Annotated in this window: 25 protein-coding genes; 8 read left to right on the plus strand and 17 right to left on the minus strand. The window is 73.9% G+C overall.

What is annotated here, in order from left to right:
- Window positions 1–48 precede the first annotated feature (48 nt).
- The 5 genes from GA0070623_RS19580 to GA0070623_RS19600 all read right to left on the minus strand — a co-directional run bounded on the left by GA0070623_RS19580 (window position 49) and on the right by GA0070623_RS19600 (window position 5,287).
- Complete coding sequence (locus GA0070623_RS19580) at window positions 49–1,545, minus strand: sensor histidine kinase (RefSeq protein ID WP_067309195.1); 1,497 nt, start codon at window positions 1,543–1,545, stop codon at window positions 49–51.
- Window positions 1,538–2,233: a response regulator transcription factor gene (locus GA0070623_RS19585; RefSeq protein ID WP_067309192.1), complete on the minus strand. Its 696-nt coding sequence runs from the start codon at window positions 2,231–2,233 to the stop codon at window positions 1,538–1,540. Before GA0070623_RS19585 ends, GA0070623_RS19580 begins: the two co-directional genes overlap by 8 nt.
- A gap of 68 nt (window positions 2,234–2,301) precedes the next feature.
- A complete protein-coding gene (locus GA0070623_RS19590; RefSeq protein WP_067309191.1) occupies window positions 2,302–2,814 on the minus strand; it encodes a hypothetical protein in 513 nt (170 codons plus the stop codon).
- Between the two features lie 175 nt (window positions 2,815–2,989).
- Complete coding sequence (locus GA0070623_RS19595; RefSeq protein WP_067309189.1) at window positions 2,990–4,033, minus strand: aminoglycoside phosphotransferase family protein; 1,044 nt, start codon at window positions 4,031–4,033, stop codon at window positions 2,990–2,992.
- An 81-nt stretch (window positions 4,034–4,114) separates the two neighbouring features.
- The gene (locus GA0070623_RS19600; RefSeq protein WP_067309185.1) at window positions 4,115–5,287 is read right to left on the minus strand and encodes a thiolase family protein; all 1,173 of its coding nucleotides are present in this window, start codon (window positions 5,285–5,287) and stop codon (window positions 4,115–4,117) included.
- Window positions 5,288–5,425: 138 nt separating this feature from the next.
- Between GA0070623_RS19600 and GA0070623_RS19605 the strand changes: the two genes are divergently transcribed.
- A complete protein-coding gene (locus GA0070623_RS19605; protein ID WP_084261338.1) occupies window positions 5,426–5,851 on the plus strand; it encodes a PH domain-containing protein in 426 nt (141 codons plus the stop codon).
- Window positions 5,852–5,902: 51 nt separating this feature from the next.
- Here the strand turns inward: GA0070623_RS19605 and GA0070623_RS19610 are convergent, their stop codons facing one another.
- Together GA0070623_RS19610 and GA0070623_RS19615 are read right to left on the minus strand one after the other, a co-directional pair.
- On the minus strand, window positions 5,903–6,850 hold the full coding sequence (locus GA0070623_RS19610) for a rhomboid family intramembrane serine protease (protein ID WP_067309175.1): 948 nt from the start codon (window positions 6,848–6,850) through the stop codon (window positions 5,903–5,905).
- Window positions 6,851–6,877: 27 nt separating this feature from the next.
- Window positions 6,878–7,408 (minus strand): peptidylprolyl isomerase, encoded by a 531-nt coding sequence (locus GA0070623_RS19615; RefSeq protein ID WP_067309172.1) that lies wholly within the window; start codon window positions 7,406–7,408, stop codon window positions 6,878–6,880.
- An 84-nt stretch (window positions 7,409–7,492) separates the two neighbouring features.
- On the opposite strand from GA0070623_RS19615, the gene GA0070623_RS19620 reads away from it, so the two are divergent.
- Window positions 7,493–8,359 carry a hypothetical protein gene (locus tag GA0070623_RS19620; RefSeq protein ID WP_067309170.1) on the plus strand — a complete coding sequence of 289 codons (867 nt, stop codon included), beginning with the start codon at window positions 7,493–7,495 and terminating at the stop codon, window positions 8,357–8,359.
- 138 nt (window positions 8,360–8,497) lie between these two features.
- Entirely contained in the window at window positions 8,498–9,382 is an 885-nt protein-coding gene (locus tag GA0070623_RS19625) for a polysaccharide deacetylase family protein (protein ID WP_084261337.1), read from the plus strand.
- A 12-nt stretch (window positions 9,383–9,394) separates the two neighbouring features.
- Here GA0070623_RS19625 and corA read toward each other — a convergent pair whose 3' ends face one another.
- Together corA and GA0070623_RS19635 are read right to left on the minus strand one after the other, a co-directional pair.
- Window positions 9,395–10,543: a magnesium/cobalt transporter CorA gene (corA, locus tag GA0070623_RS19630; protein ID WP_067309168.1), complete on the minus strand. Its 1,149-nt coding sequence runs from the start codon at window positions 10,541–10,543 to the stop codon at window positions 9,395–9,397.
- A 351-nt stretch (window positions 10,544–10,894) separates the two neighbouring features.
- Window positions 10,895–11,989: an aminotransferase-like domain-containing protein gene (locus tag GA0070623_RS19635; protein WP_067309166.1), complete on the minus strand. Its 1,095-nt coding sequence runs from the start codon at window positions 11,987–11,989 to the stop codon at window positions 10,895–10,897.
- A 167-nt stretch (window positions 11,990–12,156) separates the two neighbouring features.
- Here GA0070623_RS19635 and GA0070623_RS19640 point away from each other — a divergent pair, with 167 nt between their 5' ends.
- The 4 genes from GA0070623_RS19640 (at window position 12,157) to GA0070623_RS19655 (ending at window position 15,644) form a co-directional block, all read left to right on the plus strand.
- Entirely contained in the window at window positions 12,157–12,966 is an 810-nt protein-coding gene (locus GA0070623_RS19640; RefSeq protein ID WP_231932478.1) for a helix-turn-helix domain-containing protein, read from the plus strand.
- Between the two features lie 197 nt (window positions 12,967–13,163).
- Window positions 13,164–13,895, plus strand: coding sequence for a phosphocholine cytidylyltransferase family protein (locus GA0070623_RS19645; protein WP_067309164.1), 732 nt, complete (start codon window positions 13,164–13,166; stop codon window positions 13,893–13,895).
- Complete coding sequence (locus GA0070623_RS19650) at window positions 13,883–14,950, plus strand: iron-containing alcohol dehydrogenase family protein (protein WP_067309159.1); 1,068 nt, start codon at window positions 13,883–13,885, stop codon at window positions 14,948–14,950. The genes GA0070623_RS19645 and GA0070623_RS19650 overlap by 13 nt, the downstream gene beginning before the upstream one ends.
- A complete protein-coding gene (locus GA0070623_RS19655) occupies window positions 14,925–15,644 on the plus strand; it encodes a CDP-alcohol phosphatidyltransferase family protein (RefSeq protein ID WP_067309156.1) in 720 nt (239 codons plus the stop codon). Before GA0070623_RS19650 ends, GA0070623_RS19655 begins: the two co-directional genes overlap by 26 nt.
- Here the strand turns inward: GA0070623_RS19655 and GA0070623_RS19660 are convergent.
- The 4 genes from GA0070623_RS19660 to GA0070623_RS30070 form a co-directional block, all read right to left on the minus strand.
- On the minus strand, window positions 15,641–17,851 hold the full coding sequence (locus GA0070623_RS19660) for a peptidase domain-containing ABC transporter (protein WP_067309153.1): 2,211 nt from the start codon (window positions 17,849–17,851) through the stop codon (window positions 15,641–15,643). The genes GA0070623_RS19655 and GA0070623_RS19660 overlap by 4 nt on opposite strands.
- A complete protein-coding gene (locus tag GA0070623_RS19665; protein ID WP_067309150.1) occupies window positions 17,809–18,801 on the minus strand; it encodes a TIGR04500 family putative peptide maturation system protein in 993 nt (330 codons plus the stop codon). Before GA0070623_RS19665 ends, GA0070623_RS19660 begins: the two co-directional genes overlap by 43 nt.
- Complete coding sequence (locus tag GA0070623_RS19670; protein ID WP_067309147.1) at window positions 18,798–19,808, minus strand: hypothetical protein; 1,011 nt, start codon at window positions 19,806–19,808, stop codon at window positions 18,798–18,800. The genes GA0070623_RS19665 and GA0070623_RS19670 overlap by 4 nt, the downstream gene beginning before the upstream one ends.
- 69 nt (window positions 19,809–19,877) lie before the next feature.
- The gene (locus GA0070623_RS30070) at window positions 19,878–20,051 is read right to left on the minus strand and encodes a putative ATP-grasp target RiPP (RefSeq protein WP_157517551.1); all 174 of its coding nucleotides are present in this window, start codon (window positions 20,049–20,051) and stop codon (window positions 19,878–19,880) included.
- Window positions 20,052–20,183: 132 nt separating this feature from the next.
- On the opposite strand from GA0070623_RS30070, the gene GA0070623_RS31445 reads away from it, so the two are divergent.
- Window positions 20,184–21,587, plus strand: a complete 1,404-nt coding sequence (locus GA0070623_RS31445) for a helix-turn-helix domain-containing protein (protein ID WP_067309142.1) — start codon at window positions 20,184–20,186, stop codon at window positions 21,585–21,587.
- Between the two features lie 40 nt (window positions 21,588–21,627).
- On the opposite strand, the gene GA0070623_RS19680 is transcribed toward GA0070623_RS31445, so the two are convergent.
- The 4 genes from GA0070623_RS19680 to GA0070623_RS30075 all read right to left on the minus strand — a co-directional run bounded on the left by GA0070623_RS19680 (window position 21,628) and on the right by GA0070623_RS30075 (window position 26,312).
- The gene (locus tag GA0070623_RS19680; protein WP_067309139.1) at window positions 21,628–23,724 is read right to left on the minus strand and encodes a tetratricopeptide repeat protein; all 2,097 of its coding nucleotides are present in this window, start codon (window positions 23,722–23,724) and stop codon (window positions 21,628–21,630) included.
- An 86-nt stretch (window positions 23,725–23,810) separates the two neighbouring features.
- Window positions 23,811–25,070 (minus strand): hypothetical protein, encoded by a 1,260-nt coding sequence (locus GA0070623_RS19685; RefSeq protein ID WP_067309134.1) that lies wholly within the window; start codon window positions 25,068–25,070, stop codon window positions 23,811–23,813.
- Window positions 25,071–25,146: 76 nt separating this feature from the next.
- Window positions 25,147–25,272 carry a hypothetical protein gene (locus GA0070623_RS31450; protein ID WP_269458963.1) on the minus strand — a complete coding sequence of 42 codons (126 nt, stop codon included), beginning with the start codon at window positions 25,270–25,272 and terminating at the stop codon, window positions 25,147–25,149.
- Between the two features lie 674 nt (window positions 25,273–25,946).
- A complete protein-coding gene (locus GA0070623_RS30075; RefSeq protein ID WP_172898428.1) occupies window positions 25,947–26,312 on the minus strand; it encodes a hypothetical protein in 366 nt (121 codons plus the stop codon).
- Window positions 26,313–26,322: the final 10 nt, after the last annotated feature.

A 26,322-nucleotide genomic window follows, 5' to 3' on the forward strand; every position in this document is an offset into this window, starting at 1 on the left:
CTCTCGTCGGTGACGCCACCAGCGTCGCCGAGCGGGATGGGCGCCGGGTCAGGCCCGTGTTCGGGTCAGGTAAGGATCGGCGGGTAGCCGGACGGTGAACGCCGCCCCGCCCTCGGCGGCGTGCCCGGCGACGATCTGCCCGCCGAGCCGCCGGACCAGCCCGGCGGCCAGCGCCAGCCCCACCCCGCTGCCCACCTTCCGTACCCCCTGGTACCGCTGGTGCAGCGCGCCCCGCTCGAAGGCCACCGCCAGGTCGTCGTCGGTGAGGCCGGGTCCGCCGTCGCGGACCTCGACCAGCCCACCGGCGGCCGGGCCGGCACCGGCCGACCGGACCGCGAGCACCACCGGCGCCCCCGGGGGTACGACCCGCAGCGCGTTCTCCAGCAGCCCGTCCACCACCTGCCGGATCCGTCCCGGATCGGTGTACGCGGGCACCGCCGTGCCCGGCGTCTCCAGCCGGAACGGCACCCCGAGCGCCGCGCACCGCTCCGACCAGGTCCGCTCGGCGTCGGCGGCCAACCGGGTGAGGTCCACCGGCACCGGTTCCAGCGGAAAGTCCACCGCCTCCAGCCGGGCCAGCGCCAACAGGTCGGCGACCAGCCGGTCCAGGTGCCGGGCCTCGGTGAGCATGGTCCGGCCGGTGGCTCGGGTCTGGTCCGCGTCGATCACCCCGTCGGCGAGCGCCTCGGCCCACCCCCGGATCGCGGTCAACGGGGTACGCAGCTCGTGCGAGACGGAGAGCAGGAACTCCCGCTGCCGGCCCTCGCTGGTGGCCAGCGCGGCGGCCAGCCCGTTCAGCGCGTACGCCAGGTCGGCGACCTCGTCGGGGGGCTCGACGGGCACCCGGACCGCCCGGTCACCGGCGCGCAGCCGGGCGGCGGCGGTGGCGGCGTGCCGGATCGGCCGGGCCAGCCGGCGGGCGAGCAGCAGCCCGGCCACCACCCCGGCGGTGAGCCCGGCGAGCAGCGGCAGCCAGAGGGTGCGCAGCACCTGCCGCCACGGACCCTGCGGGGTGGCCCGGGTCAGCACCACGCCTTCCCCGCCGGGCAGCGCCCGCCCCTCGACCAGGGTCCGCTGGCCGTTGACCAGCCGTCGGCCGGACACGTCCCGGCCGGCGGAGATCCGGTTCACCACCTGCCGGGGCAGACCGGGGCGGTCGGCCAGCCCGCCCTGGACGACGTACACCTCGATCTGTTGTTCGCGGAGCTGGCGGATCAGCCGGTCGCCGGCCGCGTCGCGCTGCCGGCTGGGGCGTACCCGGAGCACGTCGGCGGCGAGGCGGGCCTGCGCGGCCAGCGCGGCCTGGTCACGGCGCTCCACCCCGCGTACCGCCAGGGGGACGGCGACCAGCGCGGTGACCAGCACCGACACCAGCGCCACCGCGCAGGTGACCAGGACCGCGCGGGCGGTGAGCGTGTGGGTGATCCGGCGGCGGGGCCGCCCGGCGGCCGGTCGGGCGGTGGCCGGTCCGGCGGTGGTGGCCGGCGGCGTGCCGGGTGGGGGCGGCGCGGTGACGGGTGGGCGCGCGGCGGCGGGGTCAGCCATCGGCGGCGTATCCGACGCCCCGGTGGGTCCGGATCACGCTGGCCGGGCCGAGTTTGGCCCGCACCTGGGCGACGTGCACGTCCACGGTACGGGTGCCGGCGTGCGCCGCGTACCCCCAGACCGCCGCCAGCAGCTCCTCCCGGGTGAAGACCCGGCCGGGGCGGGCCATCAGGTGCGCGAGCAGGTCGAATTCGGTGGAGGTGAGCTGGACGGCGGCCCCGTCCGCGAGCACCGTACGGCGGGCCGGGTCGAGGGTGACCGGGCCGACCGAGCGCGGCCGGTCCACCCCCTGTGGGATCCCGGCGGTACGCCGCAGCACCGCCCGGACCCGGGCGACCAGCTCCCGGGGGCTGAACGGCTTGGTGACGTAGTCGTCAGCACCCAGCTCCAGGCCGACGATCCGGTCGACCTCGTCGTCGCGGGCGGTGAGGAAGATGACCGGGGTCCAGTCGCCGGCCTCGCGCAGCCGGCGGCAGAGTTCGGTGCCGGCCAGACCCGGCAGGCTGATGTCGAGGACACAGGCCACCGGGCGCAGCCGGCGGGCGGCGGCCAACCCGGCCGTGCCGTCCCGTTCCAGGTGTACGCCGAACCCGTCCCGGCTCAGGTAGAGCCGGACCAGGTCGGCGATGGCCGGTTCGTCCTCCACCACGAGGACGAGCCCGCGCGGCACGGCGGCGTCGACGGTCACCGGCCCATGATGACCGACCCGGAACCGACTGAAACGTCCGCCGGTGTTCGGGTCAGGTAAGGATGCGGTCAGCGGGCCGGCAGCGGGCGCAGCAGCGGGGCCGGCCCGGTGGCCGGGGTGTCGCCGATGGTGGCGACGACCCGCTCCTCGGGCCTGCGCAGCCGGGTCCGGAAGGCGTGGTGCAGCAGCGTGTCGAGCTGCCACACCTGCTTCGGGTGCTGGGTGCGGATGACGAACCGCTCGCGTGCGCCGTCGATCGCGGTGGCGGCCAGCTCGACGGCCTGCGCCCGGGGGTCGGGGCTCCAGGTGACGTTGCTCAGCTCGCGCAGCTCGGTGTTCAGGTGCAGGCGCAGCCGGTGCAGCACCCGGGTCTGCTGGGTGACCACCAGCCGGCGGTGGGTGAGCAGGAGGAGGTACTCGCCGTCGACCGGCCGGTCGGGGCGGGCGCACCGGGCGACCAGGACGGTGGCGTCACCCGAGCCGACGCACTGGCGGAACACCGGCATGTGTCGACTCACCGTCTGGACGGCCAGCCCGGTGTCGGCGGCGGCCGGGAGGAAGGTGCGCGAGAAGACGTCCATACCCCGCCAACGAGCCGTGACCAGGGGTGATATGGGTCACTGTCGACTTTTGGATGTTCCACTCCTCCGGGTCGCACCAGCGGTGTGTCGTCCCGGCGGGTCGGGTGGGGAGCAGGGGTGGCGGCGGGCAGGGGTGGCGGCGGGCAGGGGTGGGGGCGGGCAGGGTCGGTGGCGGTCAGACGGGCATCGGCGCGAAGAGTTCGCCGAGCCAGCCCGGCACCGCGCTGACGTACTCGGCGCGGCTCGGATCGGTGGTGTCCAGTGCCCGCCGCCAGGACAGCGCGCGGCTCACCGTGGTCACCCGCACCGCCAGGCCGGCGATCTCCCGCAGGGCCGCCCGGTCGTGCCGGTCGGTCCACGGCTCCAGGTAGGCGTCGCGTAGCCGGAGCAGCACCGGATCGCCCTCGGCCAGCGCGAAGGTGTGCGCCACCGAGCGCAGCGTGACCAGCAGCGTGCCGAACGGGTGGGCCACCGAGGCGTCGCCCCAGTCGAAGAAGCGGTAGCCGTCGGCCGCGCCGAACACGTTCCCGTCGTGCAGGTCGTCGTGCTGCACGCTGGCCGGGATGCCGCTGTCGGCGAGCCGCCGGCAGTCCTCGGCGAAGCGCGGCAGGTACGCCCGCAGCCGGTCGTGGGTCGCCGCGTCCATCGCGTCCCCGGCGTCCTGCCCGTCCCCGGCGTCCTGCCCGTCCCCGGCGGGTGGGCCGTCCCCGGGGTCGAGGAGCAGGGCGGCCCGGTCGTCGAGCAGGTCGGCGAGCAGGCCCGGCAGCGCCGCCGGCCGGTGGTCGGGCACCCCGAGCGCGACGAGTGCGTCCGCCCCCGGGGCCACCGCCCGTTGGAGGCCGGCGTACGTGGCCAGCACGTCGACCCAGCGGGCGGGGTCGGGCTCGGCCAGCTCCCGCAGGGACGGGCCACCGTCGGGCAGCAGCGACCAGCCCCGCCGGGTGTCCACGGCCACCGGGTCGAGCACCCGGCCGGGAGCCCGCCGGGCCAGCTCGGCCAGGAGCACCGTCTCGTACGCCGTGCCGGGGTTGTTCGCCTTGAACCAGTACGGCCCGGCGTCGGTGGGCACCCGCCACACCAGCGACCAGGGGCGCAGTCGGGGCTCGACCGGGCCGGTGACCCGCCGGCCGCGCCGGCCGAGCTGCCCGGTCACCCAGTCGAGCGCGGCGGACCGCCACTGCGGATCCGCCCAGCCGGTGGCCTCGGAGGTGGTCGTCACGCAGCGGAGGGTAGATCATCCGCCTGGCCGGGCACCCGCCATTTTCCACCCGCCCCGGCCGACCCGTTCGTCGCCGGGCGGCTAGACCAGCTCCAGGATGGTGGCGTTGGCCATGCCGCCGCCCTCGCACATGGTCTGCAGGCCGTACCGGATGTCGTTGTCCCGCATGTGCTGGAGCATCGTCGTCATGATCCGGACGCCGGACGCGCCGAGCGGGTGGCCGAGCGCGATCGCGCCGCCGCGCGGGTTGAGGCGTTCCGGGTCGGCCTCGGTCTCGGCCAGCCAGGCCAGCGGCACCGGGGCGAACGCCTCGTTCACCTCGTACACGCCGATCTCCTCGATGCCCAGGCCGGCGCGGCGCAGCGCCTTCGCGGTGGCCGGGATGGGGGCGGTGAGCATGGTGACCGGGTCGTCGGCGGCGACCACGGCGGTGTGCACCCGGGCGAGCGGGCGCAGGCCGTGCCGCCCGGCCCACTCCGCGGTGGTCACCGCGAGCGCGGCGGCTCCGTCGGAGATCTGCGACGCGGAGCCGGCGGTGACGACCCCGTCCTTTCGGAACGGGGTCTTCAGCTCGCCCAGCTTCGCCAGCGAGGTGTCCCGCCGGATGCCCTCGTCGGCGGTGACCGTGCCGCCGTCGGGCAGCGGCACCGGGGCCAGCTCGGGGTCGAACGCCCCGGCGTCCTGCGCGGCGGCGGCCTTCTCGTGGCTGGCCAGCGCGAACTCGTCGAGCTGGGCGCGGGACAGGCGCCAGCGGGCGGCGATCAGCTCGGCGCCGACCCCCTGGTTGAACGGGAGCGGCTGGTCGTCGGCGAAGCCCTCGACGCCCCGGTAGCGCTCGCGGAGCTGCGCGCTGAACGGTGTGCCGTCGCTGACGCTGGCGCCCATCGGCACCCGGGTCATCGACTCGACACCACCGGCCACCACCAGGTCGGCCTGGCCGGACAGGACGGTCGCGGCGGCGAAGTGCAGAGCCTGCTGGCTGGAGCCGCACTGCCGGTCGAGGGTGGTGCCGGGCACCGTCTCGGGCCAGCCGGCGGCGAGCACCCCGTTGCGGGCGACGTTCCAGGACTGCTCGCCGACCTGGGACACGCAACCCCAGATCACGTCGTCGACCTGGCCGGGGTCGATGCCGGTGCGGTCGGCGAGGGCGCGCAGCACGTGTGCCGACAGGTCGACCGGGTGGATGCCGGCGAGGCCGCCCTTGCGCCGCCCGACCGGGGTGCGTACCGCACCGACTATGACTGCGTCACTCATGGCTACTCTCCGGTAACGTCGGCTGGCTCGATACTACCGGGGCCCGGCCCCACCCCGTGCCCCCGGCCGGGTCGTCACGCCGTGGGCCGTCCAGGCCGGTCGGCGGGGTGGTGCGGGCGCGGCTGGCATGCTGGGGTGGTGCATCCACCATCGTCTCCGGCCCGTCAGTGGCGGGTGTCCCCGGCGCTCCCGGCGACGAAACTGGCCGCCGCCCTCGGTCTGCTCGCCCTCGGGCTGCTGCTCGCCGCCGGTGACCCGGTCCAGTGGGTGCTGGCCCTCGCCGCCGCGGTGGGCCTGGTCGGCTGGGCGGCACGCGACCTGCTCGCCCCGGTCCGGCTCGCGGTCGACGCCGACGGGATCACCGTCGTCCGGGGGTACGCCGGGCGGCGGCACCTGCCGTGGGACGTGGTGGAGGCGATCACCGTGGACCGGCGGACCCGGTTCGGGCTGTCCGGAGAGACGTTGGAGATCGACGCGGGGGAGACCCTGCACCTGCTCGGCCGGGCCGACCTGGGTGCGCCGCCGACCGAGGTGGCCGAGTCGCTACTTGCCGCCCGCCCCTGATCCGCCCCCGGCCTGCCGCCCCGCCCCTGGCCTGCCGATCCGACCGGGTGATCAGCCGAGCAGCAGCACGGTGCGGACGATCACCAGGCCGAGCAGCGCGGCCAGGATCACCGCCGTGCCGGCCGCCTGGAACACCGAGCGCCGCATCCGGGGGGCGTACGCCAGCACCAGCGCCATCAGCGCCCCGACGACGAGCCCGCCGACGTGGCCCGGGATGGAGATGCCCGGCACGGTGAAGGTGAAGATCAGGTTGATCACCAGGATCGGCAGGATCGCCGAGGTGTCCCGGCCGAGCCGGCGCATCAGCACGAAGACCGCCGCGAACAGCCCGAAGATCGCCGTCGAGGCCCCGGCCGAGGCGGTGTTGGGGCTGCTGAACAGGTACGCCGCAACGTTGCCGCCGAGTCCGGCCACCAGATAGAGGGTGAGGAAGCGCAGCGGCCCGAGCAGGGCCTCCAGCTCCCGCCCCAGCACCCACAGCGCCCACATGTTGAGCAGCAGGTGCACCACGCCGTAGTGCAGGAACATCGCGGTGACCAGCCGGTACCACTCGCCGGAGGCGACCCCGTGCGCCTCGCCGAACGGCACGTACGACGCGTAGCTGAGCACCGAACCCCACTGGGTCAGCGGGGTGCCGCCACCGAGCAGGCCGCCGAAGCCGGACCCGCCGATCATCGAGTCGCCGCCCCGGTCGCTGAGCACCGAGACGATCATCACCAGCACGTTCAGGGCGATCAGCGTGCGGGTGACCAGGCCGCGACGGCCGGCGGTACCGCCACCGAAGGCGGTACGCGCCGGCCGTACGCTGCGGCGTCCCTCGTCGACGCACTCCGGGCACTGGTGGCCGACGGGCGCGTCCCGCATGCAGTCCGGACAGATCGGCCGGTCGCAGCGGGAGCACCTGAGGTACGTCTCCCGGTCGGAGTGCCGGTAGCAGACCGGGCTGGTCGGCACCGGCGCACCGGTGGCGTCGCCGGCCGGCCCGGAGCGTTCAGTCATGCGTGCAAAGGTACCTCGCGGGTGCGGTCAGGCCCCGGTGCGCTCGATCTCGACCCGCTCGATCACCACGTCCTGCAGCGGTCGGTCGCTCGGACCGGTCGGGGTGTTCGCGATCGAGTCCACCACCTTCGCGGACTGCTCGTCGGCCACCTGGCCGAAGATGGTGTGCCGGTTGTTCAGGTGCGGGGTCGGCCCGACGGTGATGAAGAACTGCGAGCCGTTGGTGCCCGGCCCGGCGTTCGCCATCGCCAGCAGGTACGGCCGGTCGAAGCGCAGCTCGGGGTGGAACTCGTCGGCGAACGTGTAACCCGGCCCACCCCGGCCGGTGCCGGTCGGGTCGCCCATCTGGACCATGAAACCGCTGATCACCCGGTGCGAGATGGTGCCGTCGTAGTACGGCCCGTTGCCCGGCTGGCCGGTGCGGGGGTCGGTGTACTCCTTGTTGCCCTCGGCCAGGTCGACGAAGTTACGAACCGTCTTCGGAGCGTGATTGCCGAAGAGCTCCAGCCGGATCGGGCCAGCGTTGGTGTGCAAGGTGGCGTAGATAGCCTCGGCCACGGGTACTCCTCACTCGTTGGTCAGTTCCATGCGGATCCTCCCATGTGCCCCATCTGGCAGTGCGGAGGCATCCGGTGGTGGAGGATGACGAAGGAACAACTCCCAGGAGGTGGGACCGTGTTGGGAATCGGGCGGCGCAAGACCCGGGGGCAGCTCGCGAAGGTGGAGTTGCACCAGGGCATCGGTCATCTGAGGCAGGCCGCCACGCACGCGGCGAAGGGCGCCGGCGCCACGGTCGGCCCGCGGGTCCAGGCGGCCCGGGAGGCTGTCGCGCCGGCTGCGGTCGTGGCGCGGGACCGGGCCTCCAGCGGCCTCGCGTCGACGGTCGCGGCCCTGGCGCCGGTGGCCCTGGCGGTGCGCAACGCCCAGGCCGAGGCCGCCGACCGGGCGGTGGCCGGCAGGAAGATCGCCGCCGCCAAGCAGGCCGCGGTGAGCAAGAAGATCAAGGCGAAGAGCCCGAAGGCGCAGAAGCGCAAGCGCAGGTCGCGGGGCATGCTCGCCGGCCTGCTGGTCGCCGGCTCGGTGGCCGGGGTGGCCGGTGCGATGGCCCTGCGGCGGCGGCGTGAGCAGCAGGAATGGGCCGAGTACGACCCGACCCACGGCATCGACACCACCCCGGGCGCCCGCAACGTCGGCGCGGCGGCCACCCCGGGTGCCACCGGGGTCCGCCCCACGACCGGTGTCGAGGCCGCCCGGGACGAGGTCGACGTCCTGGTCGTCCAGACCCCGTCGGCCGGCGGGTCCACCCCCGCCGGGTCGGCTGCGCCGGCCACCGGCGTCGGCAGCTCCGCGGTGGCCGCCGACACGTCGACCGGCAAGCCGGTGATCCACCCGAACCACCAGGTTCCCTCGGTCGCCGAGGGCGCGACCGACGTGTCCGGTCGGCCGGCTGACGACCTCGGCAAGGCGCTCGACGCCGGGCGGTCGGCGAAGTCCGGCACCCGCCGCTGAGCTCCGCGGTCCCGCCGACGGCGCGGAGACGATCCCGGTCGTCCCGCGCCGTCGGCACGTCCGGGTCGGTGGGCGTCCTGACTTAAGTCGCCGCTTATGGGATCGTCCGCCGGGCGTCCGGCTCCTACAGTGCTGACCATGCAGACGCCGACCACCGACCCGGATCCCCTCGCCCCGGAACCGGGTCGCACCTCAGCGGCCGGGCGGGACCGGGCACTGTCCCGGCGGCGGATCCTCTCCGGTGGCGCCGCCGCGCTGGCCGGCGCCGGGGTGGCGCTGACCGGCGAGTTCGGGTATTCCGAGGCCACCGCCGGTGGCAAACTGCCCGTCTACGGCGGCTACGCGGCGACCGTGCACGCCGACCGGCGTACCCCGCCGAAGTCCTCCCGGGTCGACGTGGTGTGGAGCGTGGACACCACCCGACGGCTGATCGCGCTCACCTTCGACGACGGCCCGGCGCCGAACTGGACCCCGCGGGTGCTGTCGATCCTCGCCGAGACCGACACCCCGGCCACCTTCTTCATGGTCGGCCGCCGCGCCCGCGAGTACGGCCGCCTGGTGACCCACCGGCTGGACCGGCACGAGATCGGCAACCACACCTGGGACCACCAGGACCTGGCGAAGATGACCTACGAGCAGGCCTGTGTCGCGATCGGCCGGGCGCACAACGAGCTGACCCGGCTCTGCGGCCGGGAGCCCACCCTGCTCCGCCCGCCCTACGGGCACCTGGCCGGCAGCACCCTGCTGGCCGCCAACGACCTCGGTTACCAGGTGGTCCTCTGGAACCGGCAGATGCTCGAATCCCGGTTCACCCGGAATCCGGACGGCCTGGTCGACTACGTTGTCGACTCCTGCGACCCGGGCACGATCCTGCTCGCCCACGACACCGGGCCGGTGGACCGGCTGGTCGCCATCCGGGGGCTGGCCGCGATGATCAGCGGGCTGCGGCGGCGCGGCTTCGAGTTCGTCACCGTCTCCGAGCTGCTGGCGGCGGCGACCCCGGCCGCCGCCCCGGCCCACTGACCGGGACGACCGTCAGAGCCAGCCGTTACGGCGGAACCACCGGTACAGCGCCAGCGAGATCGCGAGCATCAGCGCGAGCACGCCCGGATAGCCGTACGTCCACTTCAGCTCCGGCATGTTCTCGAAGTTCATGCCGTAGACCCCGGCGAATGCGGTCCAGACCGCCGCGATGGCGGCCCAGGCGGCGATCTTGCGCATGTCGTTGTTCTGATCGACGGTGACCTGCGCCAGCCGGGCCTGGAGGATCGAGTTGAGCAGGTCGTCGTAGGAGTTGACCTGCTCGACGGTACGGCTGAGGTGGTCCTGCACGTCGCGGAAGTAACGCCGGACCTCCTGCGGCACCTCCCGGTTCACCTGGGCGGTCAACGTCAGCAGCGGCCGTTGCAGGGGGATCACCGCCCGTTTGAACTCCACCAGCTCCCGCTTCATCTGGTAGATCCGCTGGATCCGCCCGCTGGTCTGCCGGTCGAAGACGTCGGCCTCCAGCACGTCGAGGTCGTCCTCCAGCTGGTCGGCGACCTCCAGGTAGAGGTCCACCACCCGGTCGGTGATCGCGTACGCCACCGCCCACGGCCCGTGTCGCAGCAGGTCCCGTTTGGCCTCCAGGTCGGCCCGGACCGGCGCCAGCCGGCAGGCGTCCCCGTGCCGGACGCTGATCAGGAAGTTCGGGCCGATGAAGAGCATCACCTGCCCGGTCTCCACCACCTCGGAGGTCTCGGTCAACTCGGTGTGCTCGCAGTACCGGGCGGTACGCAGCACCAGGAAGCTGACCTCGCCGAAGCGCTCCAGCTTGGGTCGCTGCTGCGCCTTCACCGCGTCCTCGACGGCCAGTTCGTGCAGCCCGTACGTCTCGGCGATGGCGGTCATCTCGGCCAGCTCCGGCTCGTGCAGCCCGAGCCAGACGAAGGCGTCGCGCTCGTCGCGGGCGGCCGCCAACGCCTCGGCGTACCGCCACTGGCCGGGGCGGCGCTTCCCGTCGACGTAGACGCCGCAGTCGACCACGCCGCTGCGGCCGGGGTCGGCGGGCGCGGGCGTCCGGGGGGAGCCGTCGGCGTTGAGGATGCGCGACATCGCCCGGACCGGGGACACCCAGGCGCGGGGATTGAGCACCCGGCCGCCGTGGAGTGTCGCCGACCGTTCCCGTTCCGCCCGGTCCGTCATGGCGTTCCCCCTCCCCGGTGTGGTGCTGCGGCTTGCAGGCTACGCCGCCACCGCACCGGCGGCCCCCGGGCGATCGGCGGCTCCGGGTACGGCGGCCCGGCCACCGGCAATGCGCGACCGTGGCTGGCGCCGGGCGGGTCGGGCCGCGTTCAGGGGGTGAGGGGGCGACCCGACCCACCCGGCGCCCTCGGGGGGCGGGGTGAAGCTGCGGTGTCGTCGACGTGTGGGCGCGACCGGGCCAGGTCAGCGGCCGAACGTGAGCGACGCTCGCAGCATTGTGGGTCGCCGGGCCGGTCAGGGCGAGCCCCTGACCGGCCGATGGCGTACTTCTGTCGGAAATCCGACAGATAATCAGCCGCGTACCGCGGCCACCGCCTCCGCCAGCCGGCGGACGCCCTCGTCGATCCGGTCCGCGGTCACCGCGGAGAAAGCCAACCGCAACGCGTGCCGCCCGCCGTCGACCATGAAGTCGCTGCCCTTGACCACGGCCACGCCGCGCTCGGCGGCGGCCGGCGCCAACCTGTCGACGTCCACGTCGTCCGGGAACTCCACCCAGAGGAAGTAACCGCCGTCCGGTTCGACGAAGGTGACCTCGGGCAGGTGCCGGCGCAGCGACTCGGCCAGCACCCCGGCCCGCTCGCCCAGCGCCGAGGAGACCGTGGCGATCGACCGCTGGATGTCACCGGAGACGCAGAACTGGTGCACGATCGCCTGGGAGACCATGCCCGGCGAGATGTAGAGGCTGGTCGCCGTCTTGGCGATGTCCGCGATCAGGCTCGCCGGCCCGACCAGGTAGCCGACCCGGACCCCCGGGCAGACGGTCTTGGTGAAGCTGGACGCGTGCACCACCACGCCCCGGGTGTCCATCGACAGCATCGACGGCAGTGGCTCACCCCGGAACCGGATGTCGGCGTACGGGTCGTCCTCGAAGATGGTGAAGCCGTACTCGGCCGCGAGGTCGAGCAGCTCCCGCCGCTTGTCCAGGGAGAGGGTCACCCCGGCCGGGTTCTGGTAGTTCGGGATCACGTGGGCCAGCCGGGGGCGTACCCCCGACTCCAGCAGCTTGCGCAGCTCGGCGGTGTCCAGCCCGTCCGGCTCGATGCCGACGCCGTGGATCTCGCCGCCCATCCGCTGGAGGTTGAGCAGGGTCCGGTCGTACGTGGGCCGCTCCACCACCACGGCGTCGCCGCGCCGGACCAGGTGGTCGAAGAGGAACGCGTCGGCCTGGAGCGAGCCGTTGGTGACCAGCACCTGGTCCGCCTCGACGCCGTGCTTCTCCGCGATCCACTTCCGCAGGGGCGGGTAGCCGACGGAGGTCCCGTACGCGGTGACCCCGGCGGGGTCGGCGTCGAAGGCACGGACGGCGGCGGCCTTGAGCCCCTCGACATCCACGATGTCCAGCGAGGGGGCGCCACGGGCGAACGAGATCAGCTGCTCGGCGGTCATGCACACGAGCCTAGGACCTGGTCGGGCCGCTCCGGCCGGGATACACGCCGAGTTCAACATGCGGGCACACCGTCGGGGGGTGACCTGCCCGGAACCGGTCGACTCCGTGCAGGTCGGGACAGGACCGGACATCGGCGCGGTCGCCCGCCGCTCGCTACTGTCGAAGCGTGCCCACCGAGCCCCTCCGCTGTCCCGGCGCGTTGACCGTGGACGATGGCGTCGAGTTGGCACCGCACCGGTTCGCCGGGCTGGTCGCCCCGGCGGTCGAGCGGGCGTTCGTGGCGGGGATGCTCGCCGGCCACGACGGTGGCGGCGCCGAGCTGAGCCAGCGGTACGGGGGACCGGCCGCCACCGCCTTCCTGGTGGAGTTCCGCACCCGGCTCGCCGTGCCCGGGGGCACCGTCGACCGGGTGGGCTTCGCGGCGGTCAACCGCTACCGCGATCCCGCGACCTGCCAACGTGCCCTGGACAAGCAGGTCGCGCACGGCATGATCGCCCGGCGGCCGGACGGCGGCTTCACCGCCACCGAGCGGGGCGCCGACTTCCTCGCCGAGCTGTACCAGGTGCACGCCGAGGTCACCGAGGAGCTGTGGGCCGGGCACGACGACCGGGTGCGCCGGCTGGTCGAGGCGTACGGCCGGGTGCTGGCGTACGCGCTGCTGCTGGCCGGGGAGCCGGCCGCCGAGCCCGCGCCGGCGTTCGACGTGCTGGCCCCGCCCCACGAGCCGGACGGCACCCCGCCGGGAGTGCTGCTGCTCAACCGGATCGGCGCGCTGCGGTACCACCGCGCGGACGCGCACGCCGCCGCGTGGACCGCCGCCGGGCACACCGCGACCAGCGTCGGCAAGCTGCCGGACGGGCCGGAACGACGGGCCATCGAGCTGGAGACCGACCGTCGGGCGGCCGGCCCGTACGCCACGCTGACCGCCGACGAACGGCTGGGCGTGCTCGCCGACCTGGCCGCCCTGCCCGGCTGAACCCCCGATCGACCCGGCCCGGACTTCCCGATCGACCCGGCCCGGACTTCCCGATCGACCCGGCCCGGACTTCCCGGCCCGGACTCCCGGGTGGCCCGGGGGTGAACTCCCGGTTGACGGCGGCCGTCCGGTGACGCGGGGCTATCCTCCACGGTGACCTGGAACGGTGACCTGGAGTAGGACGAGGGAGGCCCCGCATGATCGGGATGGTGCTCGCGGCCGGTGCGGGGCGCCGACTGCGCCCGTACACCGACACCCTGCCCAAGGCGTTGGTGCCGGTGGACGGTGAGACCACCATCCTGGACATCGCGCTGCGCAACCTGGCCGAGGTGGGGCTCACCGAGATCGTGATCGTGGTCGGCTACGCCGCCGACGCGGTCGTGCAGCGGCAGGCGGCCCTGGAGGAGAGGTACGGCGTCACCCTCACCCTGGTGCACAACGACAAGGCCGAGGAGTGGAACAACGCCTACTCGCTGTGGCTGGCCCGGGAACACTTCGCCCGGGGGGTGCTGCTGGTCAACGGTGACACCGTGCACCCGGTGAGCGTGGAGAAGACCCTGCTGGCCGAGCGGGGGCCGGGCATCCTGCTCGCCGTCGACACCCTCAAGACGCTGGCCGAGGAGGAGATGAAGACCACCTTCGACGCCGCCGGCCAGCTCACCCGGATCACCAAGCTGATGGACCCGGGCGAGGCGTACGGGGAGTACATCGGGGCGACGCTGATCGAGCCGCAGGTGGCCGGGGCGCTCGCCGATGCGCTGGAGGCGACCTGGCGGCGCGACCCGAACCTCTACTACGAGGACGGCTACCAGGAGTTCGCCGGCCGGGGCGGTGAGGTGCGGGCCGCGCCGATCGGGGACGTCTCCTGGGTGGAGGTCGACAACCACGACGACCTGACCCGGGCGCGGGAGATCGCGTGCCGCTACTAGCCCGTACCATCCTGACCCCGCTGCACATCGACGTGCGGCGCGGCGCGGTGGCCGACCTCGCCACCATCCTCGCCGACGGGCGGATCTCCGCCGGGGGCGACGTGGCGGTGGTGGTCGGCCCCGGTCAGGGCGGGCAGATCGCCGAGCTGGTCCGGCCGGCACTGCGCTCGGCGGACGTCTTCACCGTGTCCGGCGGCACCCTCGACGCCGCCGACGAACTGGGCGGCAAGCTCCGCGAACGGTCGTACGACGCGGTGGTCGGCATCGGCGGCGGCAAGACCATCGACGTGGCGAAGTACGCCGCCACCCGGCGCGGCCTGCCGATGGTGACGATGGCGACCAGCCTCGCCAACGACGGCATCGCCTCCCCGGTGGCCAGCCTGATCACCGGCGGTCTCAAGGGCTCCTACGGGGTGCACATCCCGATCGCGGTGATCGTCGACCTGGACTTCGTGGCCGCCGGCCCCGACCGGCACAACCGGGCCGGCATCGGCGACGTGGTCAGCAACATCAGCGCGCTGGCCGACTGGGAACTGGCCCGGCAGGTACGCGGCGAGCCGGTCGACGGCCTCGCCGCCTCGCTGGCCCGGATGGGCGCGGAGGCGGTGCTCGCGCACACCGGCGACATGACCGACGACGCCTTCGTGACGGTGCTGGCCGAGGCGCTGATCTCCAGCGGCCTGGCGATGGCGGTCTGCGGCAGCAGCCGACCGGCCAGCGGCGGCTGCCACGAGATCATGCACGCGATCGACACCCTCTTCCCGGGCACCTCGTCGCACGGCGAGCTGGCCGGGCTCGGCGCGCTGTTCTGCACGTTCCTGCGGGGCGACCGGCGGCGCTTCGCCGAGATGGCGGCCTGCCTGGGCCGGCACCGGCTGCCCCGGCTCCCCGCCGACGTGGGCCTGACCGACGCGCAGTTCGTCGAGGCGGTGCAGTTCGCCCCGGCCACCCGACCCGACCGGTACACCATCCTGGAGCACCTGGCCATGTCGGTTACCGAGACGCGGAAGCAGCTGGCAGACTACGCCGGTGCACTCCGCGACCACTGTGGCTGAACCCCGTCCCACCGTTGCCGACTTCCACCGGGTCAACCGGGGCGGCGGCCTGTTCAGCGAGTCGGTCAGCCAGTGGCTGGGTGCCGTCTTCGCCCTGGTCGCCCAGCGTCTCGGGCTGCGCCCGACGGCGCTGACCATCACCAACCTGGTGCTCGGTCTGGCCGCCTCGGTGACCGTGGTGGCGCTCGCCGGCCGGGTCGCCGCCGGGGCCGTACCGGCCTGGCTGGTCGGTCTGGTCGCGCTGGTCGGCTGGCAGGTGGCGTACGCGCTGGACTGCGCCGACGGGCAGCTCGCCCGGGTCACCGGCCAGGGCAGCGCAGCCGGCGCCCGGGTCGACGTGCTCTGCGACGTGGCCGCCCAGATCGCCCTGGTCGCCGCCCTGTCCGCGACCGCCGTGGCGCAGCGCCCGAGCACCCCGACCTGGCTGGTCGCCACCTTCGCCGGCACCTGGATGGTCAACCTGGTGACCTCGGTGATGCAGGCCGGCCCGAACGCCGCCAGCATGGTCACCTCCACCTCGCTGCCGGTACGCCTGGTCAAGCTGGTCCGCGACTACGGTGCGGTGATCTTCGTGGCCGGGTTGGTGCTGATGGCCGCCCCGGCGCTGGTGTTCTGGGTGATCGTGGCGTTCACCGTGGTCAACGGCGGGTTCCTGCTCGCCAGCATCGCCTTCTCGGCCCGCGCCTCGCTCTAGCACCGCGGGCGGGCCGCACCGGGGGCCGCACCGGGTAGGCGGGCCGCACCGGGTACGCCGGCCAGCCGGGCGAACGGCCCACCGGCGGCGAGCAGCACCCGGGGTGGTCCGCTCTCCACCAGCCGGCCGCGGTCCAGCACCAGCACCAGGTCGGCGTCGGCGACCGTGGACAGCCGGTGCGCGATGACCAGCCGGGTCATCGGCAGCGTACGGAGCGCCGCCTCGACGGCGGCCTCGGTCACCGTGTCCAGCGCGCTGGTCGCCTCGTCCAGGATGAGCAGGGCGGGGTCGGCGAGCAGCGCCCGGGCGAGCGCGACCCGCTGCCGTTGCCCGCCGGACAGGCCGGCGCCACCGTCGCCGAGGTGGGTGTGCAGCCCCATCGGCAGGGCCGCCACGTCGTCGTGCAGCGCGGCGAGCCGGAGCGCCCGGGCGATGGCGGCGTCGGAGGCGTCCGGGCGGGCCAGGGTCAGCGCCTCCCGGAGGGTGCCCGCGCCGAGGTAGGTCTCCTGGAGGACCACCCCGATCTGCCGGCGCACCGAGGACAGGTCCAGCGTGGCCAGGTCGTGGCCGTCGACGTGGATGCGCCCCCCGGTCGGTGCGTACAGGCCGGTCAGCAGGCCGACCAGGGTGCTCTTGCCGCTGCCGGAGCCGCCCACCACCGCCACCTTGCTGCCCGGCCGGATCACGGCGGTGACGTCGTGCAGCGCCCAGGGCGAGCGCCGGTCGTAGCGGAAGCTCACCCCGCTGAGGGTGACCAGCCCGGTCAGGGTGGGCGCGGGCATACCCGGGGCGGGTTGCTCGACCGGTGCGTCCGCGATGTCGGCCAGCCGGTCCATGGTGGGCGCGAGCAGGGTGAACGACGGCAGCCGCTGCGCCAGCGCCACCGCCGGGGTGATCGCGGCGACCGCGAGCGCGGCCAATCCGGCCGCCCGGCCGGGTGAGTCGGCCTGCCGGACCGCCACCAGCAGCATGAGCACCGGGCTCGCCATCGACCAGGCGGCGAGCAGGGCGTCCGCGACCGCCGACAGCCGGGCCAGCCGGTGCGCCGCCCCGACGCCCCGGTCGAACGACTCCTGCCAGCGGCCCAGCACCCGCTGCTGCGCCCCGGCGACCCGGATCGCCGCCATCCCCTGCACCGCGTCGGCCAGTCGGGCCGCCTCCTCGCCGGAGGCGAGCAGCTCCTCCCGTTGTAGCGCGCCGGAGCGACGGCCGACCCACAGCGCCGTGCCCGCCTGGACCGCGATCACACCGGCGGCCACCAGGCCCAGCACCGGCGCCAGCACGGTCACCACGGCCAGGTAGCCGACCACCAGCAGACCGTCGAGCGCGGTGGCCACCAGCGCCGACGCCAGCAGGTCACGGACGGCGGTGACCGCCCGGACCCGGTCGACCAGGTCACCGGCCGACCGGCGGTGGAAGTACCGGTAGACCACCGCGAAGAGCCGGTGCACCGTCTCGGTGCCGAGCCGGGTGCCGATGCGTCGTTGCAGGGCGGCCACGGTCAGCCCGCGGGCCAGGGACAACGCCCCGGTGAGCAGGGCCAGCGCGGCGACGGCGGCGAGCCAGGACGCTTCGGGGGGCGCGGCGGCGTCGATGATCGCGGCGGTGGCCCACGGTACGGCCAGTCCGGTCGCGGTGAGCAGCACCGAGGTCGCGGCCAGCAGGGCGAGCAGGCCGGTGTGCCGGCGCAGCACCGGCACCAGCAGGTCGCGTACCGGTGACGGTGCCGGGAGTGCCGGCGGGGCGGGACCGGCGGGCTCGGCCAGCAGCACCACACCGGTGGTGCCGGCCGAGAACTGGGCGGGCGACAGCCGCCGTCGGCCCACGGCCGGGTCGACCACGTCGATGCCGCGCCGTCCCACCCGCTCCACCACCAGGTAGTGGTCGCCGTTCCAGTGCGCCACCAGGGGCAGGGCCAGCTCCCGCAGCCGGGTGGCGTCCCGGCGCAGCGCGGGCAGGGCGATCGCCCGGCAACGCAGCCCGTGCTCCTGTGCCGCGTCGCGCAGGTCACGCAGGCTCAGACCGTCCCGGCCGACGTCGAGCCGGGCCCGCAGGTACGACGCCGGGACCGCCCGGCCGCAGGCGGCGAGCAGCATGGCGAGCGCACTGGGTCCACAGTCGGTGGCGGCGACCTGGAGCACCACCGGCACCCGTCGCCGGCCGGTCACCGGACCCGCGTCGTCCGGTCCCGGGGCAACCAGAACCACTCGACGTCCGTCTCGGCCCGCCGCCGCGCCAGCCACTCGTCGAACATGGCCCGCTCGACCAGCGCCCGGGTGCCCCCGTCGAGGACGGCCGGCTCGCGGTCGACCACCACCGCCGTCACCGCCGTCCCGGCGATCGTGGTCGGCACCGGTCCGCTGGCGGCGCGCAGCTCGGGCGGGGCCGCCACCGCGACCGTCCGCAGGATGCCCGCGGCCCGCCCGGCGCGGACCGCGGCGGCGACCGCCGGGAGCGCCGCCGCGCGGTCGGTCGGCGGCGACCCCTCGGCGGTCCAGGCGATCACGAGGGTGTCGAACGAGGACCGGTGGGCGGCGAACCAGGACGGTAACCCGTCGCCCACCACCTGCCGGCGCAGCCGGGCGACCGCCACGGTGTGGGCGATCAGGTCGGCGAAGTCCTCGGCGCTGAGCCCCCGCTCGGTGAGCCACCGTGCGGTCGCCTCGGCGTCGAGCAGGCCCTTGGCCCGGCGGTACGCGTCGGCCGCCGCCTGGAGTTCGTCGTCGTCGACCTCGACCGGGTGCTGCTCCAGCTCGGTGGCGACCAGGCCGGTGTCGACCAGCCGGGCGAGCACGTCGTGGTCGTACCAGAGGAAGTCGAGGGCGGTGAGCGCCTCGCCCACCCGCAGGGTCCGGGTGCCCACCCGGGCGAGATGGAGGTCGGAGTGCCGGACCGCCCCGCGCAACGGCCACGGCAGCGCCGGCGTCGGGCTGTACGCCACGGAGACCGTGCCGGCGGGTTCGCGCAGCAGCACGTCGAAGGAGACGGAGCCGTCGGCGGCCTCCTCGTCCCGCACGATCGCCGGATCGGCCCCGGGCCAGCGCTCCCGCAGCGGGGCGAGGCGCCGGCGGGCCTCGCCCATCCCGGCGCGGTCGGTGGTCAGCTCCCGTACCAGGCGCAGGGCCGCGTCGAGCAGGGCCGGGTCGAGGGTGGTCATGTGCTGGCTCCGGGGGTGGGGGCGGGCGCGGTGAGCAGGTCGACCACGGCGGCCGTGATGGGCAGCCCGGTCTCCTCCTCCACCCACAGGTACTGGCCGGTGGGGTTGATCTCGATGTAGACGTACCGGTCGTCGGGGGTGACGATCAGGTCGAGGGCGCTGTAGCGCAGGCCGAGCGCGCGGGTCAGCGCCACGCACCGGGCGGCGACGTCGGTGGGTAGGTCGTACCGGGTCAGCGGGGTGTTCCGGTCGTCCTGGCGACGCCAGTCGTGGCGGGCGTGGTTGGACCGCTGGGAGTCGATGGCGGCGGTGAACACCCGGTCCCCGACGACGGTGACCCGCAGCTCGACCCGCTTGGGCACCCGTTCCTGCGCGATGAGGGGACAGTGACGTACCCCGTCGACGTGGCCGACGTCGCGGTGGGAGACCGGTTCGGTGAAGCGCATCAGCTCGTCGCGCAGGCTGGTCAGCCCGACCTGCTTGGTGATCAACCGGCCGCCGGTGTGCGTGAACAGGTCGAGCACGTCGCGGGGGTCGTTGCCGACGGCGGTCGCCGGCACGTCGAAGCCGAGGCGCAGGGCGAGCTGGAGCTGGCGGACCTTCTGCTGGGCGCGCAGCACCACCGGCCGGGCGGCAGGCAGCGCCGGCACGTCGAGGGTCTCCCAGACGTCGCCGACGAACTGCCGGCTCTCCGCGACCACGAAGCCGGCGTGGGGTTCGCCCAGGTGGGCCGGGGCGACCGGGACACCGGGGCGGCGGAACCAGACGGCGGTGACCGTGTCGAGGTCGAGGACCCGGTCACCGGTCCCGTCCGGGTGGACGTCGCCCGGGGCGGCGTGCCGGACCAGGGTGCGGGTCAGCCGACCCTCCCGGATGGTCACCGACAGCGACGCGCGGGACGGGACGTCGGCCGGGTCGAAACGGACCCAGCTGACGCCGCGCCGGCCCAACTCCACCTCGGCCGCGTCGGCGTGCACGTCGTCGGGAGCGGTCAGGATGAGGATCATGGGTACTCCGGGCGGGGGCCCGCCGACGGTCCGGCCACCTCGGTGGACCGGATCGCCGGCGGTGACGGATCAGTCGAAGTCGGTGTCGGTGTCCGGTCGGCCCCCGCCGGGGATGTCGTCGATGGTCTTCGACGAGCCCGCGCCGTTGCGCGGCAGGCCACCGAGCATCCCGGCGAGCTGCTCGTCGGCCAGCTCCACCCCGTCGGCGGGGATGGTGTCGATCTGTACGGTCCTACGCTTCATGGTGCTACCTCTATCTGGTTCGCCACGCGGGCCGGCCGGGTGGACCGGCTGGTCCGAGCAGTGTGTGCCGGCCGGGGTGAGCTGGGCACCAGGGATCTCCCCAGTCTTGGACCCGGGTTCTACGCTCAGCCGGTGTCCACCGAGATCACGGCCGAGCGCCTGCTGTCGGCGGCCGACCGCGCCGATCCGGAGCGGGCCGCGGGCCTGGTGTTCCGGGCGTTCCTCGCGCTGTCCCGGACGGCCGACAGCGACCGGTTGCTCCCGCTGTTGGCCCGGGCGCGGCAGGCCCACGAGGCGAGCGGTTCGCCCCGGACCGAGGTGATCTACCGCACGCTGGCGGGGACGGCGGCGACCCGGGCCGGTCTCGCCGAGGGGCCGGAGCACCTCGCCACCGCCGTCCGGGTCTACGACGAGAACGCTTTCGGGGACGATCCGGTGCTGGTCGAGTGCGCGCTGACCGCCGTGATGACCCTGATGCGCCCGCACGAGGCGCGACGGTTCGCCCCGCTGCTCGCCACCCTGGACCTGGCCCCCGCCGACCGGGCCCGGCTGCTCGCCCTGATCGGTGTGGGTGACGCCTGGGCCGGCAACCTGGTCCGGGGTCAGGCCGAGCTGCGGGAGGCGGCCCGGCTCGCCGCGCAGTGCGGCAGCCTCGACGTACTGGCGGAGGCGACCTCCTGGCTGGCCAAGTGCGACGCGCTGCGCGGGGACCTCGACCAGGCCGCGCTCCACCTCGACCAGGCCCGCGAGCTGGCCGCGCAGGTCGGTTCGGCCTGGGTCGCCCGTCACCTGCCCGAGTGCACGGCCGCGCTCGCGTTCGCCCGGGGCGACGAGGAGACCTGGGCGGGGTTGCTCCAGCTCGTGGTGGCCACGGACGCCGGGGTGACCGCCGGCCTCCAGTACGAACACCGCTGGGAGCTGGCCACCCACCACGCCCTGGCGGGCCGACCCGGGTCAGCCGCCGACCTGCTCGCCGGGGTCGAGGACCCGCCGCCCTCCTGGCCCGGCGGCTCGGTGCTGCCGGCGTGGCGGGCCTGGATCCTCGATCCGCATCCGGCTACGACGACGGCACTGACCGCCGCGCTGCACCTGCTGACCCGGCCCGTCGAGCAGCTGCTGGCGGCCCGGATCGCCTGGCTGCTGGGCGTACACCACGGGCGGGCCGGTCGGCGGGGGGACGCGGCGCGGCTGTTGGAGCAGGCGTGTGCGGGCTACGCCCGGATCGGTGCCGCGGGGATGCTCGCCCTGGTGATGCGGGACCTTCAGGCGCTCGGCACACCACCCGCCGTCGGTGCCGCCCGGTCGTCGTCCGCTGCCCCGACCGCCGACTTCGCCGGGCCGACCGGTGGGCCGACACTGACCGAGGCCGAGGCGCGGGTCGCCACCGCGATCGCCAACGGGCTCAGCAACCGGGAGGCGGCCCAGCGACTCTTCGTCTCGGTCAAGACAGTCGAGTTCCACCTCGGCAACATCTTCCGCAAGCTCGGCGTCCGCAACCGCACCGAGCTGGCGACCCGACAGGCCCGGATCCGCTGAGACCGGTACTGCCGGCCGGGAACCGGGCCGCCGGCCGTACTCAGGCCGGCAGCAGCCGTGCGCGGTGTTCGGCCACCTCGGCGGCGAGCGTCGGATCCGCTGCCGCACACGCCTGGAAGTCGGCGTCCGCCTCGGCGTGCCGGCCGGCATCGGCCAGGGCGAGCGCCCGGTTGAACCGGACCGCCGGATCGTCGTCGAGTTCCAACGCGTGGCCGAGGTCGGCGACGGCAGCCGGCAGGTCGCCCAGCTCGTAGCTGGCGACCCCGCGGGCGGCCCAGCCGGCGGCGAGCGTCGGATCGGCGGTCACCGCCTCGGTCAGCGTGCGCCGGGCCTGCTCGGCGTCCGTCTCCAACTCCAGTTGCCCGCGTACGCAGAGCAGGTGGCCGTTGTCCCGGGCGAGCGCCAGCCCGGCCCGGACGTCGTCCCACGCCCCGTCGACGTCGCCGATCCCCTGGCGCAGCCCGGCCCGGTTGATCCGGGCGTCCAGGTGCTCCGGATCGAGGTCGAGCACCCTGTCGAAGCCGGCCAGGGCCGCTTCGGCGGCACCGAGTTCCAGCAGCACGTCGGCCCGGTTGTAGTGCACCTCGGGGAAGGGCGGGGACAGCCGCGAGGCCTGCTCGTAGCTCTCCAACGCCTCGTCGAGGCGGCCCAGCCGGCGCAGCAGGGTGCCCCGGTCGAGGTGGTACTCGGCGTAGTTGGGATCGATCGCGATGACCGTCTCCAGGTCGGCCAGGGCCTCCTCCGGCCGGCCCAGGGCGGAGAGCAGCTGCGAGCGGTTGTGGCGCAGCACCGAGCGGTGGAGCAGGTGCTTGTCGTCACCCAGGGCGTCCTCCATGCTGGCGATGCCGGTGGTGATCAGGTCCAGCGCCTCGGTGAGCTTGCCCTCGTGCATCGCGACCAGGGCCAGACCGTTGCGGTTGAAGACCAGGTTGGCGGCGCTGTCCTGCGGGTTCGGGGCCAGCCGGGCGTACGCGATCGCCGCGTTGCACCAGGCCCGCGCCTTGCGGTGGTCGCGCTTGCCGGTCTCCAGGTGCCGGGTGTAGATCATGGCGGTGGCGTACGCCGCCTGCATGTGCACCATGCCGCTGTCGGTCTGCGCCCGCGCCTCGTCGTAGAGGGCCAACGCCTCCAGCGGCCGTTCCAAGGCCATCAACGAGGTGGTCATCTTGGTGGTGAACGCCCACCAGTGTTCGACCTGTCCGGACCAGTCGATCACCGCCCGGCCACGCGCCCCGTAGTCCAGGGTGGCGTGATAGAAGCCCAGGTTGACGCAGTATTCGAGTGCCTCGCGCAGCGCGTCGGCACCGGTCGAGCCGGGCGCGCCGCCCCGCTCCCGGTGCAGCGGGACGGCACCGAGCCGCCACGACCACTCCCCGGTGGCGAGCAGCTCGTCGGCCCGGTCGTCGTGCAGGGCGGCCCGGACCTCGGCCGGCAGCTCCCGGTAGGCGGCCAGCACCGCCGGATCGTCGTCGACACAGTCACCGGCCACGTAGCTCCGGGCGTAGGTCGCCGGGTCGGCGGGCGGCCCGGCCGCCGGCTGCGCCGGATCGCCGTCCACCGGCACCGCGTACCGCTGGAGGGCGGGCAGCAGCGGGACGGCGACCGCTCCCGGCGGCTCGTCGACCGCGTCGGTGGCCGTCGCCACCCGCAGTTGCAGCAGGTCGGGGTCGGCCCGGCGCAGCAGCGTCCCGACGAACTCCCGGTCGGTCTGGTCCGCCTCGTGCAGGTTCTCCACCACCAGGCACCTCGGCCCGTCGTCGAGGTGCCGCAGCCACGCGTCGAGCAGGTCGACCAGCCCGTGCGCGTGGCGCAGGGTCCGCATCCGGGAGTAGAACCGGGTCCGCTCCGCCGGCACCGCCAGCGACGTCAGCGTCTCCCGGGTGGCCGGAACGAGATCCCGTAGCTCCGGCGCGACCGAGAGGATCTCGATCTGGTGCCGGGCGACGAGGTCCGGACGCCCGGCCAGGATCGTCGGGACCAGGGCGCGCAGCAGGGTGCCGGCGGCCGTGTACGGCCCGCGCAGCCACCGGTGGGCGTCGAGTACGGCGAGCACCGGCACGTCGATCCCGGCGGTCAGCAGCCGTTGCCGGTCGTGGTGCCGGGCGGCCCGGATCCAGCGGTGGGGGGTCTGTTGCACGGGTTCGCCTCTCGGGTGGTTGCGGGGCCGTCGGGGGTGGCCGGCTTGCGGCGGGGCCTGCTCGGGGCGGTCCGGGCGGGTCATGCTCAGGCGGGAGCGGTCCGGGCGCGACGTCGGGTCCGTAGGGCCAGGTAGCCGACGAAGGCGAGTTCGGCCGCGCTGAGCACGAGCACCACGGCGGAGTCGACGAGATTGTCGACGCCGTGGCGGCCGTCGAGTTCGGCCACCGCCTCGACGAAGAAGTGGATGCCCGCCGGCACGATGGCGAAGGCCAGCGTGGCCAGGGTGGCGGCGTACCCGGCGACCATCAGCCACGAGTACCAGCGCGCGGTTCGCCGGTCGGTGGGGTGCAGCCGGGCCACCTGCCGGTCCAGACCCGGCCGGCCGGTCAGCCGCCGGAACCGGTGCCGCAGCAGCACACTGGCGCTGCCGTGCAGGTCGACCGTGCCGAGCACCAGCGTGAGCAGGTAGTACAGGTCGGTACGCAGGTAGAGGAAGAACTGCCAGGCGACGCGGAGCAGCGCGCCGAAACTCAACGCGAGGCAGAGCCGTGCCGGCAGGGGCAGCGAACCGTCGGGCTCGCGCAGCGCGGCGGCGGCGAGGGTCAGCAGCGCCATCACCACCAGGTCCACGCCGATGCCGGCGAGCATCGGCACCCAGCGCTGGCGACGCGGGACGGTGACCAGGCCGTCCATCACCGTCTCGAAGACCAGATACTGCAAGCGGTACCCGATGGTCAGCCGGCTCCGCAGCCCCAACCGTCGACCCGCCAGCGCGTGCGCGGACTCGTGCAGGGCGATCAATGGCCACTGGCCGACGGCCAGCACGATCGTGACCACCGTCAGGTAGTCGGTGAAGAAGATGGCCCGGTAGTGCGGGCGCAGGTCGGGTTGCGCCACCGCGACGACGACGGCGGCCACGACCAGCGCCGCGTAGGCGAGCAGGGCCACCGGGGAGAAGAGCGCCCGGCCCAGCCGCTGCCAACGCACCGGCGCGGAGGCGGCCGCGGGTGCGGAGGTGGTGGTCGGCCCGGTGGTGTCGGGCAGGGTGACCAGCCCCAGCTCGGCCAGGTCGACGAGGAGTTCGGCGATGTCGACCTCCTCGCCGTAGGTGTCGGCGTACCAGGCGGCGGCGGCCCGGGGGGTCATCCCCTCGCTGAGCCGGCGCAGCAGCTCCGCGCCGTCGACGGGCAGGACCGCGTACGAGTCGGCGGCGGCGTTGCCCACGACGACACCGTCCCCCTCGGGCAGGAACGACAGGCTCGGTACCTGCACCTGCCGGTCCGGGTCGAAGTCCGGTACCCCGGCCGGGGCGGTGACCTGGTCGGTGCCGGCGTGGCCGCTCATGGCGTCCTCCTGTGGTGGTGTCGGTCCCGGCGGAGCGCCGCCCGACCGGGAGAGCCGGCCGGGCGACGCGCCACGATCAGAACGGCCAGCAGGAGAAGGGGGCGTACAGGGAGTTCGCGTTGGCGGTCAGCCGAACCGAACCGGCCTTGCGAACGGTGATCTTCTTCATCGGCCGCGCGGCCTTGACGTCCTGGGTGTTCATGGCGGAGCCCTCCTCTGGTCGGGACGCTCGGTAATGAGCCGATCACAGGCTATTCCGGTGGGCTCGAATTAACCTTGAGATCTCCTGAAGAGGGACTTGGGAACGGAGAAATGGCAGGGAAGGCCCCGGTTTTTCTCGTGGCCGTGCGCGCGGGCATTCGCCGATCAAAGCACAAAATCCGACAATGACCTGGTAAGTGCCAACTGCGGGAAGTGAAAGCAGCATATTTTACCAATTGGCGAGTGGGTCGGCGGTGTCGTCTGGCGAAGCACGGTGCGACGGCCGGCGGTGAGCCGCTCCGGCCCGGGTGCCGACTGCCGGACACCTGGCGCACCCACTGCCGTTTCGGCGGTGGATGGGCCGCGACGCATCCGGCGACTAAGCCAAAGCTGTATTTCGCTGAAGGTGCCGGTACCGAAGGGGCGACCGACGTGCTGGTGATCGGCCGACTTTGACCCCCTGTGCGCCGAACGAGGCCACCCGGGCCGGGTTGATCAATCCGCTCCAGGACGGCAGCGTTGATCTTCGCGCATCTCGCGCTACTGCGGTTGAGAAGTGAATCGCCACTACTGGAACGAGCACGAAAAGCGTCCGGTAATGCGGTGGGGCAATCTGATGGCGTGGTATCGGGGTGGCCGACCGAGCGGCCGCCACCCCGATACCGTGATAGGTCATTAGGCTGTCAAGTACGGCTCAAAGTAACGCGTCTTGCCCCTGCGGGCGAAGATGGACATACCTTGGCGGGTGTGCACCTTTACAATTCGATCAGGCAGTTCCACGCGGGCCACCGCCCGCACTGGCGACGCACCTCTCAGGTAGACGGTCTCTGAAACTCTGCCGGCGATGATGGCATCTACCACCTCTCGACAGGAAGAGATCATTTCGTCACGGTCATCGTCGACAAAATCGAGGACAGACATTTCGCCGAAAGCGACGGTTATCTCGTCCTCGTCTTGAAAGAACGCGGCGAAACCGCAAGCTTGTTTATTGCTTGGAGTTACCTCAATCCTCCTTCTAATGCCGCTTCCCGTGGTCGTCACGCGAGTCTCG

The sequence above is a fragment of the Micromonospora rifamycinica genome (genome assembly GCF_900090265.1).
Classification (GTDB): Bacteria; Actinomycetota; Actinomycetes; order Mycobacteriales; family Micromonosporaceae; genus Micromonospora; species Micromonospora rifamycinica.